The organism is Pseudomonas zanjanensis (genome assembly GCF_014268745.2).
Classification (GTDB): Bacteria; Pseudomonadota; Gammaproteobacteria; order Pseudomonadales; family Pseudomonadaceae; genus Aquipseudomonas; species Aquipseudomonas zanjanensis.
Genome location: NZ_JABWRB020000007.1, coordinates 125,855 through 138,582, shown reverse-complemented (window position 1 = coordinate 138,582; position 12,728 = coordinate 125,855). Strand labels below are relative to the sequence as shown.

The following is a 12,728-nucleotide window of genomic DNA, read 5'->3' as shown; positions in this document are numbered from 1 at the left end:
TGTGGGAGCGAGCCTGCTCGCGATTGGATCTCAGCCACACCACAAGCACTGGCTCAGAACCACTCATCCCGCATCCCCAGGCACGTATCATCCCGCGCCTCAAGAATCGCCAGCTCATGGTGACACCCCGGTACTTCCCAGGTCAGGAAATAGCGCGCCGCTTGCAGCTTGCCTCTATAGAAGTCGCTGTCCGCCGCGTTGCCCTTGGCCAGGCCTTCCTCGGCACGAATCGCTTGCTCCAGCCAGCGCCAGCCAATCACCATGTGCCCGAACACCTTCAGGTACAGCGCCGAGTTGGCGAGGCTGCCGTTGACCTTGCCCTGGGCCAAGTCCGTCAGCAAACCGAGGGTGACGGTTTGCAGGCGCGCCACCAACGCTTCCAGCGGCTGGCGCAGCGGCGTCAGCGATGGGTGCGCCTGGGCCCGCTCCGTGGTGTCGGCCACTAGGCGGATCAACTGCTTGAGACCGGCACCGCCGTTCTGCGCCAATTTGCGTCCCAACAGGTCCAGGGATTGGATACCGTGGGTGCCTTCATGGATCGGGTTCAAGCGGTTGTCGCGGTAGTACTGCTCCACCGGGTATTCGCGGGTGTAGCCGTGCCCGCCGAGAATCTGGATTGCCAGTTCGTTGGCTTTCAGGCAGAACTCCGAGGGCCAGGATTTGACGATGGGGGTCAGCAGGTCCAGCAGTTCATGGGCGCGCCGACGTTCGGCTTCGCTTTCCAGGGTGGTGGTGTCGTCGAACAGCCGGGCTGCATAAAGGCCCAGGTCAAACGAACCCTCGACGTAGGCCTTCTGGGTCAGCAGCATGCGCCGCACGTCGGCGTGCTGGATGATTGCCACGGGGGCGGTGGTCGGGTCCTTGCTGTCGGGCACCCGTCCTTGCGGGCGTTCGCGGGCGTACTCAAGGGAATACAGGTAACCGGCGTAACCGAGCATCACCGCGCCCATGCCGACCCCGATCCGCGCCTCGTTCATCATCTGGAACATATAGCTCAGGCCGTGGTGCGGTTTGCCAACCAGGTAACCGACACAGTCGCCGTTGTCGCCGAAGTTCAACGCGGTGGACGTGGTGCCGCGCCAGCCCATCTTGTGGAACAACCCGGCCAGCAGCACGTCGTTACGCGGGCCGAGGCTGCCGTCGTCGTTGACCAGGAACTTGGGCACGATAAACAACGAAATGCCTTTCACGCCCGGCGGTGCATCCGGCAATTTCGCCAAGACCATGTGCACGATGTTTTCCGACAGCGGATGATCGCCACCGGAGATGAAGATCTTGTTGCCTTTGAGTCGATAGGTGCCGTCAGGCGCCGGTTCTGCGCGTGTACGAATATCCGACAGCGATGAGCCAGCGTGGGGCTCGGTCAGGGCCATGGTGCCGAAGAAGCGTCCGTCGATCATCGGTTGCAGGAAGCGTTGCTTCTGATCATCGCTGCCGAAACTTTCGATCAGGTTCGCCGCGCCCATGGTCAGGAACGGGTAAGAGGTCGACGCGGCATTGGCTGACTGGAAGTGCGCGAAACAGGCCTGGGACAGCAATGTCGGCAGTTGCATGCCACCGGCCTCGAAACTGCGCGCGGCATTGAGGAACCCGGCCTCCAGGAAGGCATCCACCGCAGGTTTCACCTCGGGAATCAGGATCGCCTCGCCGTTCTCGTAGCGCGGTTCGTTTTCATCATTCTTGCGGTTGTGAGGCGCGAAAAATTTCTCGGCGATGCTGCGGGCCGTGCCGAGGGCAGCGTCGAAGGTTTCGCGATTGTGCTCGGCAAACCGCTCGCGCTGAGTCAGGCCCTCGGCATCGAGGACTTCGTACAGCTCGAAAGCCAGATTGCGGGAACTGAGCAACGTCTCGGACATGGCGGCCTACCTTTTTTTGGAATGGGCCGAGTCTAGGCGTGGGGATGGAGGCTGAACAGGATGATTGATTTGGGTGATGGAGGAGCGAGGGTGACGCTAATCAAAAATGTGGGAGCGAGCCTGCTCGCGAAAGCGGCGGATCAGCCACATTAAAGTCGTCTGATACTCCGTCTTCGCGAGCAGGCTCGCTCCCACATTGGATTTTGATTGCCAGGCACCTATTGCAGGTGCCTGGCTTACAGCATTTAGCCGATGGTCATCAGGCTGGCGTTGCCACCCGCCGCGGCGGTGTTGACGCTCAGCGCGCGTTCGATCACCAAGCGCTCCAAGGCAATATTGGTTTCGCCTTGGGACAACCCATGCACACCGACGATGGCGCCAGCGCGCTTGGCCACTTGCTGGCAAACGCCGCGCAGTTGGTCCGAATCGCCATGGTGCAGGACCGCGTCGAACAGCACATCGTCCTTGGTCCAGTCGGCCACCCGCTGGATGCGCGCCTGAATATCCTTCGGCAAGCGTGTGAGTACGGCCTTGCTGGTGTCGGTTTCCGGCCACACGGCTGAGCCGCCTACGGCCAAAACGGCCGCCAGTTGCGTCAGCAGGTCGCCTTCCACGTCGGCCAGGCACAGCACGTGCTCGCGCGGCAGGATGGCGTAGCTGTTGCGTTCACCGGTCGGGCCGGTCAGCTGGCGGGTAATACCGCTTTGCGACTGAGCCGCGAACTGCACGCACAGGGCGCTCAGTTCGGCGAGCTTCTGGCTGTCAGCCCAGGCTTGCAGCGCCGCCAGCGGTTTGCCCATGGCCTCGCGCAAACGCAGGTCCGGCGCCGCCAGCGCATCGCCACGGACGAAGGATTGCTGGATCGCATCGGTAGGACGCATCGACAGCAGGCGGTACAGATACAGCGGACCACCGGCCTTGGGGCCGGTGCCCGACAGGCCTTCGCCACCAAACGGCTGGACACCGACCACGGCGCCGACAATGTTGCGGTTCACGTACACGTTGCCCGCATGCACATTGTCGATGACCTTGGCGATGGTCTCGTCGATGCGGGTGTGCACGCCCAGGGTCAGGCCATAGCCGGAAGCGTTGATCTGGTTGATCAACTGATCCAGCTCCTTGCGCTTGTAACGCACCACGTGCAGCACCGGACCGAAGATTTCACGCTGCAACTCGTCGAAGCTTTCCAGTTCGATCAAGGTTGGCATCACGAAGGTGCCGCGCTTGCACTCGTAACTGTCGGCGATTGCCATTTGGTACACGGCGCGACCCTTGTCGCGCATGGCCTGGATGTGTTTCTCGATGCCGGCCTTGGCTTCGGCGTCGATTACCGGGCCGATGTCCACGGACAGGCGCTCAGGATTGCCGAGGCGCGATTCGGCCATGGCACCCTTGAGCATTTCGATGACGCGGTCGGCGGAATCTTCCTGCAAGCACAGGACCCGCAGGGCCGAGCAACGCTGGCCGGCGCTGTCGAAGGCCGACGACACCACATCGATGACCACTTGTTCGGTCAGGGCCGAGGAATCGACGATCATCGCGTTCTGGCCACCGGTCTCGGCGATCAGCGGGATCGGCCTGCCCTGGTTGTCCAGGCGTCCGGCGATGTTGCGTTGCAGCAGGCGGGCAACTTCGGTGGAACCGGTGAACATCACGCCCTTGACGCGCTCGTCACCCACCAGGCGGGCACCGACGGTTTCGCCGCGACCCGGCAGCAGTTGCAGGACGCCTTCCGGAATACCGGCTTCGAGCATCAGGCGCACCGCCTGGGCCGCGACCAGCGGGGTCTGTTCGGCGGGCTTGGCCAGAACCGGGTTGCCGGCGGCCAGAGCGGCAGCGACCTGGCCGCTGAAAATCGCCAGTGGGAAGTTCCACGGGCTGATGCAGACCACCGGGCCCAATGGGCGGTGGGCGTCGTTGGTGAAATCGTTGCGCGCCTGCACTGCGTAGTAGCGCAGGAAGTCCACGGCTTCACGTACTTCGGCAATCGCGTTGGCGAAGGTCTTGCCGGCTTCGCGGGCCAGCAGGCCCATCAGCGGCTGGATCTCACCTTCCATCAGGTCGGCGGCGCGCTCGAGGATCGCAGCGCGCTCGGCCGGTGGCGTGGCCTGCCAGATCGGTGCGGCGTTGAGGGCGCACTGAATGGCGTTGTCGACGTCGGCAACCGTGGCTTCCTGCACATGGCCAACCACATCGCGGTGATCGGACGGGTTGAGCACCGCTGCCGGGCTTTCTTCGCTAGCGGCGCAACCGAGCATCGGCACGGCTTTCCAGTCGTTATGGGCGGTAGCCAGCAGGGCGCAAGACAGCGATGCCAGGCGATGTTCGTTCGCCAGGTCGATGCCGCTGGAATTGGCGCGGTCGCTGCCGTACAGGTCGCGTGGCAGTGGGATGCGCGGGTGCGGCAGGCCGAAACCGCCTTCCAGGGTTGCCATCTGCTCGATGCTGGCCACTGGATCGGCGACCAGTTCCTGGATGGAAATCGACTGGTCGGCGATGCGGTTGACGAACGAAGTATTTGCGCCGTTTTCCAGCAAGCGACGTACGAGGTAGGCCAGCAGTGTTTCGTGGGTGCCGACCGGGGCGTACACACGGCACGGACGGTTCAGCTTGCCTTCGGAGACCTTGCCTACAACCTGTTCGTACAGCGGTTCACCCATGCCGTGCAGGCACTGGAATTCATACTGGCCCGGGTAATAGTTCTGACCGGCGATGTGGTAAATGGCCGACAGCGTATGGGCGTTGTGCGTGGCGAACTGCGGGTAGATGACTTCCGGCACCGACAGCAGCTTGCGGGCGCAAGCGATGTAGGACACGTCGGTGTACACCTTGCGGGTGTAGACCGGATAGCCTTCCAGGCCTTCGACCTGGGCGCGCTTGATCTCGCTGTCCCAGTACGCGCCTTTTACCAGGCGAATCATCAAGCGGTGGCGACTGCGGCGGGCGAGGTCGATGACGTAATCGATCACGTATGGGCAGCGCTTCTGGTACGCCTGGATCACGAAGCCGATGCCGTTCCAGCCGGTCAACTGCGGCTCGAAGCACAGGCGCTCCAGCAGGTCCAGGGACAGTTCGAGGCGGTCGGCTTCTTCGGCGTCGATGTTCAGGCCGATGTCGTATTGCTTGGCCAGCAGGGTCAGCGACAGCAGGCGCGGGTACAGCTCGTCCATGACGCGCTCGTACTGGGCGCGGCTGTAGCGCGGGTGCAGGGCCGAGAGCTTGATGGAAATGCCCGGGCCTTCATATATCCCACGACCATGGGAGGCTTTGCCGATCGAGTGAATGGCTTGTTCGTACGAGGCCAGGTATTTCTGAGCGTCATGTTCGGTGAGCGCGGCTTCACCCAGCATGTCGTAGGAATAGCGGAAACCCTTGGATTCGAACTTGCTGGCGTTGGCCAGGGCTTCGGCGATGGTTTCGCCGGTGACGAATTGCTCGCCCATCAAGCGCATGGCCATGTCGACGCCCTTGCGGATCATCGGCTCGCCGCTCTTGCCGATGATGCGGCTCAGGGACGAAGTCAGGCCTGCTTCATTGTGGGTGGCGACCAGCTTGCCGGTCAGCAACAGGCCCCAGGTGGCGGCGTTGACGAACAGCGACGGGCTGTTGCCCAGGTGTGGGTGCCAGTTGCCGGTGCTGATCTTGTCGCGGATCAGGGCATCGCGGGTACCTTTGTCCGGGATGCGCAGCAGCGCCTCGGCCAGGCACATCAGCGCCACGCCTTCCTGGGAAGACAGGGAAAACTCCTGCAACAGGCCCTGAACGATACCGGCACGGCCGCCGGCACTCTTCTGGTTACGCAGTTTTTCAGCAATCGACGCCGCCAGCTTATTGGTGGCTTCGGCCATTTCGGCCGGCAGTCGGGCCTGCTCCATCAGCATCGGCACCACTTCCGGCTCCGGGCGACGGTAAGCGGCGGTGATGGAGGCGCGCAGGACCGATTGCGGCAGGATGCTCTCGGCAAACTCGAGGAAGCATTGGTGAGCGTGGTCGACCTGTACGTCGCCAGCATCGTCGCTGTCGGCACGAGGGGAACCGTTCAGCTCGGTCAGGGTTGCACCACCCTCGAGTTTTTCCAGGTAATTGAAAATTGCCTGCTTGATCAGCCAGTGCGGCGTGCGATCAATCGAGGTTGCGGCCGCCTTGAGGCGTTCGCGGGTCGGGTCGTCGAGTTTGACCCCAAGGGTGGTGGTAGCCATATTTTTATCCTCATGTTTACCACGTATGGCGTGGCATCAGCTGGCGGCAAGATTAGCTGCGCGCTGAATGAGGTGCAACCGGGTGCAACCCTTTTTTTCTCGAAATGACAGGCAGCTCATCTGGAAGTAAATACTGCCCCGCCATTCCTGCACCGGCTTAGTGCTTTGGCTTCTAGAGAAGGGCCGTTTACTGCACTAAAAGGGAGCAAAAAACGGCGATTTTGCGACAAAACCGATCAGGTGCAACTTATTCGAACGAAACTGGTTGCACCTTATTTGATTTGTTGAATAGCATTCGCGGCCAAGGTGCAACCGGTTCCAAGCCGAGGGGCATCGGCTGATGGCTTTCCTGGGGAAACATCAGTCATAAATTCGCGGGACTGCAAATCGTTGCTACAACTTCAGCGTTGTCGACGCTTTCAACTGCCACCGCATCATAAAAACAAAGCCAGGGCGTAACTCATGAGTGTTAGTAATCCCACCTTGATCACTTTCGTGATCTACATCGCAGCCATGGTCCTGATCGGCCTGATGGCTTACCGCTCCACCAATAACCTTTCCGACTACATCCTGGGCGGTCGCAGCCTCGGCAGCGTGGTCACGGCGTTGTCCGCCGGTGCTTCCGACATGAGCGGCTGGTTGTTGATGGGTTTGCCGGGTGCCATCTACATGTCCGGCCTGTCGGAAAGCTGGATCGCCATCGGCCTGGTCATCGGTGCCTACCTGAACTGGCTGTTCGTGGCCGGTCGCCTGCGAGTGCAGACCGAACACAACGGTGACGCCCTGACGCTGCCGGATTACTTCTCCAGCCGTTTCGAAGACACGAGCGGCCTGCTGCGGATCATCTCTGCGGTGGTGATCCTGGTGTTCTTCACCATCTACTGCGCTTCCGGCATCGTGGCCGGTGCCCGTCTGTTCGAAAGCACCTTCGGCATGTCCTACGAGACCGCGCTGTGGGCCGGTGCTGCCGCGACCATCGCCTATACCTTCGTTGGTGGTTTCCTGGCGGTGAGCTGGACCGACACCGTACAAGCCACCCTGATGATCTTCGCGCTGATCCTCACGCCGATCATCGTACTGTTGGCCACCGGCGGCGTGGACACCACGTTCCTGGCGATCGAAGCGAAAGATCCTACGTCCTTCGACATGCTGAAAAACACCACCTTCATCGGCATTATTTCGCTGATGGGCTGGGGCCTGGGCTACTTCGGTCAACCGCACATCCTGGCGCGCTTCATGGCAGCGGATTCGGTCAAGTCGATTGCCAAGGCGCGTCGTATCTCCATGGCCTGGATGATCCTGTGCCTGGGCGGCACCGTGGCGGTCGGCTTCTTCGGTATTGCTTACTTCTCGGCGCACCCTGAAGTGGCCGGTCCCGTGACCGAAAACCCTGAGCGCGTGTTCATCGAGCTGGCGAAGATCCTGTTTAATCCATGGGTTGCTGGCGTGTTGCTGTCGGCCATCCTGGCGGCGGTGATGAGCACCCTGAGCTGCCAGCTGCTGGTGTGCTCCAGTGCCCTGACCGAAGACTTCTACAAGACCTTCCTGCGCAAGAGCGCTTCCCAGCTGGAACTGGTCTGGGTCGGTCGCGCCATGGTGCTGCTGGTGGCCTTGGTCGCCATTGCCCTGGCCGCCAACCCGGAAAACCGCGTACTGGGCCTGGTGAGCTACGCCTGGGCCGGCTTCGGTGCCGCCTTCGGTCCGGTGGTCCTGATCTCCGTGGTCTGGAAGAACATGACTCGCAACGGCGCCCTGGCCGGTATCCTGGTCGGCGCGATCACCGTCGTGGTCTGGAAGCATTTCGAGCTGCTGGGTCTGTACGAAATCATCCCAGGCTTCATCTTCGCCAGCCTGGCTATCTACTTCGTCAGCAAGATGGGCACGCCTACCACCGGTATGGTGCAGCGCTTCGAAGCGGCCGAGAAAGACTTCCGTCTGAACCAGTAAGACTTTCTGCGCGGCCTTGAGCCCGCAGGTGATCCAATGTGGCGAGGGAGCTTGCTCCCTCGCCACGGACATCACTTCATCTCGGCATCAGGCTGGTTGAGAAAGATCAACACGCCCAGGATCGCCATGTAGAACCTGAACGCAGCGTCCTGGCCATTCCAGATTTCTGATTGCCACATCAGGAACCATTCGCCGCCGACCACCATGAAACCAAAGAACCAGACGAAGAAACCGACCGTCAAGCCGGCCACGGTCCATCGTTTGGCGCGGGCAAATGCCCCGGCCTCGGCCCGGCGTGCCTGCCACAGTTTCACTGCGCCGTAGCCCAGCAGCCCCGCCGTCAATGCCTCGCCGAAGATGATCAGCCAATAGGCGCCGTGCCACATCCACGGTTTATCGAGGGCGCGATACCGGGCGGCATTGTCGGGGAAGGTGGTGTCCATGCTCAGTACATGCTGGACGAAATTGAAGTTGGAGCGGTAGTCCGTGAGGTTGTTGAACACCGTCAGGAAGGCGAATGCAGCGAGTGCCAGGGTCATTGCGATTTTTGCGTAGCGTGTCGTCATGTCCTGCGTCCTTTGCTTTTTTGCGACCGGCGCACGTTATCACGCCCACTGTTGGCAAGAGATCGAGCACGTTGCAAGAAACTGCTGATTCGTTTGTAGGACGGTAGCGGTTGGTCGTGATGCTTCGAATGTCTATCGGAAAATGCATCACGCTTAGCAGCTTTTAGCTTCTTGGATGTAGGGCAAATCTGTTTTTTTGCGCCTCCAATACACGTCCCTGGTGCTCATGCAGAATCATCCGCCTCCATTCAGCAGAGGCACATAGGATGTTCCCGCCGCGATTCACGCTGACGCTCGACAACCCGCCGAGCGAGCTCAAGGTGCTTGAGTTCAAGGGCACGGAAGCCATCAGCCAGCCCTATCGTTTTGACCTGGAACTGGTCAGCGAACGGTCCGACCTGGCACTGGAAGAGCTTCTGCATCGTCAGGCATTTCTGGGGTTCGACGACCGGGAGGGTGGCATACACGGTCAGCTCTATAGCGTCGCCCAAGGCGACTCGGGCAAGCGTCTGACCCGCTACCAGGTCACTTTGGTGCCGCGCCTGGCCTACTTGCGCCATCGTATCAACCAGCGGATCTTCCAGCACTTGAGCGTGCCCGCTATCGTCGCCCAAGTCTTGAAGGATCACGGGATCCTGGCGGGTGCCTTCGAATTCACGCTCGCAGGGCAATACCCCGAGCGTGAATACTGTGTGCAGTACGGTGAAAGCGACCTGGCGTTCATTGAGCGGATCTGCGCTGAAGTCGGTATCCACTACCATTTTCGCCACCGCCCTGACGGTCATCTGCTGGTGTTCGGTGATGACCAGACCGTGTTTCCATGCCTGCCCGAATCGACGCTGTACCTTTCCGACAACGGCATGGCTGCCGACGCGCCGGCCATCAAGCGCTTGGCGGTGCGAATCCAGACCCATACCACGGCCGTGACGTTGCGCGACTACGACTTCCGCAAGCCTGGCGTGACATTGCAAGCCGAGCTCTACAATCGGCAACGTCCTGTTCTTGAGGACTATCGCTACCCCGGTGGGTTCTGCGACCGTGACGATGCCAGGCGCCTGACCCGACGCGCCCTTGAGCGTCACGGCGCCAATTATCGCGTGGCACAGGGCGACAGCGATGACAGCGCCTTCGTCAGCGGGCATTTCATGCGCATCAAGGACCATCCCCGGGAACAGTGGAACGATCTGTGGCTCCTGACCCAGATCAACCATCATGGCCGTCAACCCCAGGTGCTGGAAGAAACAGCCTCCTCCAGTCCGGATGAATTCCAGGGTTATAGGAATACCTTTCTCGCCACGCCATGGGACGTGTTCTTTCGGCCGTCCTTGCAGCACGAAAAGCCCCATGCCCACGGCTATCAATCAGCGGTGGTGACCGGGCCGCAGGGCAGCGAGATCCATTGCGATGAATTCGGGCGGGTCAAGGTGCAACTGGTCTGGGATCGTCACGGCCGGCGCGATGAGCATTCCAGTTGCTGGCTGCGCGTGGCCACGGGCTGGGCCCATGATCACTATGGTGCAGTGATGATTCCCCGGGTCGGCATGGAAGTGCTGGTGGGGTTCATCGATGGCGACGTGGACAAGCCGCTGGTGGTCGGTTGCCTGCCCAATGGCGCCAACCAGGTTCCGCTGGAACTGCCGGCGGACAACACCCGCAGTATCTGGCGCAGCCGGAGCAGCCCTGGTGGGGAAGGCTATAACGAGCTGCGCATCGAGGACCGCAAGGGGGGCGAGGAGATCTACCTGCGGGCCCAGCGAAACTGGACCCAGCATGTGTTGCATGACCAGCGGGTGCGGGTCGATCACGAGCGCAGTATCGTCGTCACCGGCACGGCGCGGCACGAGCTCAAGGCCGATGAGCAGCGCGTGACCCACGGAAGGCGCCGGGCTGAAGTCCGCCAGGACGATCACTTGCTGGTGAGTGGCGATCGGCATATCCGTGTGACCAGCCAGGTCCTGAACGCCAGCAAGCAGTTTCATGTCAGCGCCGGCCAGCAAGTGGTCCTGGAGGCTGGCGCCAGTGTGACCCTGCAGGCTGGCGGCCATTGGATCAACATCGGCGCCGACGGGATTTTCAGCAGCGTGCCGATCGAGGTAGGTGGGGCGCCGATGGCGGTCATGGGCGCGGCAGCGGTTTCGCCGGGCAGCGCCGGAAGGCCGGTCCCTGCGGCGGCACCTCGGCTTTCCCTGGCGCAAATCCTCAGTTTCCAAGGCTCGGCGCCGTTCTGCGAGGAATGTGAACGTTGCAGAAACGGCGTCTGCGCAGTGCCGTCGGGCTTTCACACATCTGTCGACATACAGGAGCGCCCATGAACAGCGATCAAACGCCCCGCGCCTGGCTTGAGCACCATCCGTTGCTGGCGTCCGAGCAGCTTTTCGCTATATTCAGCAACGCCAGCAGCGCCGGGGCGTTATCGGCCTGGCGGCGCTCGATTGGCGCGACACCCACACCGATCTGGGCCGACACGCCGTACGCCGGGTGGGAAGCGGTCATGCCCTATGTGGGGCTTGTCCGCGCAGACAGTGAGTTCCTTGACTGGATAGCGGCCACCGATTCACTCGATTGGGGGTGGCTGGCAGTGTCGCGTGCCGACCAGGAAGACCTTGCCGAGCATTTGCGTGGGCTCACCCAGGTGTTGCTGCCAGGTGGCAAGGCGGTTTTCCTGCGCTTTTGGGATGGGCGGTTCATGGGGCCGATCCTGCAATCGACGGCGGTGGACGCCGGGCAGCTCTTGCCGGTGATCAACCGTTGCCTGATCAACGGTCGATCCCTTGAGTTCGTGGGAGATGCCCAGCGGCCGGCCCGGATTTTTCCTTGGTGGGAAGTACCGGTGGCGCTGCTGGAAGCCATGGCCGAGGCGCCGACGGAGTGTCTTGTGGATAGCTTGCTCACATGGCTGGGCGAAGAGCATCCGTCTCTGTGTGAGCGGGTCGACCAGCGCATCCTGCGGTGCAAGATTGCCCACTTTCTTCAGCGATCGAAGCCGCTTGCCGCGCCCAAGGCGCCCTTGCAGGCGTACTTGCTGCGCGAGCTTGCTGATCGTGGCGTGGCCGCCGGGCTGCCAACCCCTGACGTTCGACGCGCTTCAAGGTAAACTCGTCGCCCTTCGCAGGAGCCGCCATGAATTATCGCCACGCCTTCCACGCCGGCAATCACGCCGACGTGTTCAAACACCTGACCTTGACCCGCCTCATCGCGCTGATGTCGCGCAAGGAACAGCCCTTCGCCTACCTCGATACCCACGCGGGCACCGGGCTGTATGACTTGCAGGGCGACCAGGCCAATCGTACCGGTGAGTATTTGGAAGGCATCGCGCGGTTGTGGGGCGAGGGCGACCTGCCGCCGTTGACTGCCGACTACATGAAAGTGCTGCACGAGATGAACCCGGACGGCCAATTGCGCTACTACCCGGGCTCGCCGGAGCTGGCGCGGCGCCTGACCCGGCCTCAGGACCGTGTGCTGCTTAATGAGAAACATCCGGAAGACGGCGTGTTGCTCAAGGACAACATGAAAGGCGACCGTCGCGTGGTGGTGCACCTGGGTGAAGGCTGGCATGTGCCGCGGGCGTTGCTGCCGGTGGCGGAAAAGCGTGCGCTGATGCTGATCGATCCACCCTTCGAACAGCTTGACGAAATGCAGCGCTGTGCCGCCTCGCTCAAGGAGGCGATTGGCCGGATGCGCCAGACGGTGGCAGCCATCTGGTACCCGGTGAAGGACCAGCGGATGTTGCGCCGCTTCTACCAGGACCTGGCTGGCACGGGCGCGCCGAAGCTGTTGCGGGTGGAACTGTTGGTGCACCCGCTGGCGACGCCCAACAGCCTGAACGGTTCCGGCCTGGCGATTGCCAACCCGCCGTGGGGACTGGAAGAAGAGTTGCGTGAGCTGCTGCCGTGGCTGTCGAAAAAGCTTGGGCAGACCCAAGGTGGGTGGCAGATGGATTGGTTGATCGCTGAGAGCTGATGGTTTGATGGCGTCTGGAAGGGCGCCTTCGCGAGCAAGCCCGCTCCCACACGGCTTTTGGGGTGTACCCCCTTATCGTGCCCGCCCCGGGCCCCTGTGGGAGCCGAGCTTGCTCGCGATGGCATCGCCTGGGTCTACCAGCTACACCGAGGTGTTTGCATCGCGGGCAAGCCTTGCTCCCACAGGCTCGCTCCCACATT

Annotated in this window: 7 protein-coding genes; 4 read left to right on the top strand and 3 right to left on the bottom strand. The window is 61.9% G+C overall.

Annotation, left to right across the window (positions count from 1 at the left end):
* Window positions 1–53 precede the first annotated feature (53 nt).
* Entirely contained in the window at window positions 54–1,856 is a 1,803-nt protein-coding gene (locus HU715_RS25980; RefSeq protein ID WP_186706029.1) for an acyl-CoA dehydrogenase, read from the bottom strand.
* Between the two features lie 245 nt (window positions 1,857–2,101).
* A complete protein-coding gene (gene putA, locus HU715_RS25975) occupies window positions 2,102–6,055 on the bottom strand; it encodes a trifunctional transcriptional regulator/proline dehydrogenase/L-glutamate gamma-semialdehyde dehydrogenase (protein ID WP_186706028.1) in 3,954 nt (1,317 codons plus the stop codon).
* A gap of 462 nt (window positions 6,056–6,517) precedes the next feature.
* Here putA and putP point away from each other — a divergent pair, with 462 nt between their 5' ends.
* A complete protein-coding gene (gene putP, locus HU715_RS25970; RefSeq protein WP_186706027.1) occupies window positions 6,518–8,002 on the top strand; it encodes a sodium/proline symporter PutP in 1,485 nt (494 codons plus the stop codon).
* Between the two features lie 71 nt (window positions 8,003–8,073).
* Here the strand turns inward: putP and HU715_RS25965 are convergent, their stop codons facing one another.
* A complete protein-coding gene (locus tag HU715_RS25965) occupies window positions 8,074–8,568 on the bottom strand; it encodes a DUF2165 family protein (RefSeq protein ID WP_186706026.1) in 495 nt (164 codons plus the stop codon).
* Window positions 8,569–8,834: 266 nt separating this feature from the next.
* Here HU715_RS25965 and HU715_RS25960 point away from each other — a divergent pair, with 266 nt between their 5' ends.
* Genes HU715_RS25960 through HU715_RS25950 form a run of 3 tightly spaced genes read left to right on the top strand, consistent with a single transcriptional unit; the run spans window position 8,835 to window position 12,528 of the window.
* Window positions 8,835–10,880, top strand: coding sequence for a type VI secretion system Vgr family protein (locus HU715_RS25960; RefSeq protein WP_186706025.1), 2,046 nt, complete (start codon window positions 8,835–8,837; stop codon window positions 10,878–10,880).
* The gene (locus tag HU715_RS25955; RefSeq protein ID WP_186706024.1) at window positions 10,877–11,662 is read left to right on the top strand and encodes a DUF4123 domain-containing protein; all 786 of its coding nucleotides are present in this window, start codon (window positions 10,877–10,879) and stop codon (window positions 11,660–11,662) included. The genes HU715_RS25960 and HU715_RS25955 overlap by 4 nt, the downstream gene beginning before the upstream one ends.
* Window positions 11,663–11,688: 26 nt before the next feature.
* Entirely contained in the window at window positions 11,689–12,528 is an 840-nt protein-coding gene (locus HU715_RS25950; protein WP_186706023.1) for a 23S rRNA (adenine(2030)-N(6))-methyltransferase RlmJ, read from the top strand.
* Window positions 12,529–12,728: the final 200 nt, after the last annotated feature.

What these genes read in the sequence shown, in the direction of transcription:
- putP (WP_186706027.1), top strand. Translation starts at nt 6,518, where the DNA reads ATGAGTGTTAGTAATCCCACCTTGATCACTTTCGTGATCTACATCGCA.
- HU715_RS25980 (WP_186706029.1), bottom strand. Translation starts at nt 1,856, where the DNA reads ATGTCCGAGACGTTGCTCAGTTCCCGCAATCTGGCTTTCGAGCTGTAC.
- HU715_RS25965 (WP_186706026.1), bottom strand. Translation starts at nt 8,568, where the DNA reads ATGACGACACGCTACGCAAAAATCGCAATGACCCTGGCACTCGCTGCA.
- HU715_RS25960 (WP_186706025.1), top strand. Translation starts at nt 8,835, where the DNA reads ATGTTCCCGCCGCGATTCACGCTGACGCTCGACAACCCGCCGAGCGAG.
- HU715_RS25955 (WP_186706024.1), top strand. Translation starts at nt 10,877, where the DNA reads ATGAACAGCGATCAAACGCCCCGCGCCTGGCTTGAGCACCATCCGTTG.
- putA (WP_186706028.1), bottom strand. Translation starts at nt 6,055, where the DNA reads ATGGCTACCACCACCCTTGGGGTCAAACTCGACGACCCGACCCGCGAA.
- HU715_RS25950 (WP_186706023.1), top strand. Translation starts at nt 11,689, where the DNA reads ATGAATTATCGCCACGCCTTCCACGCCGGCAATCACGCCGACGTGTTC.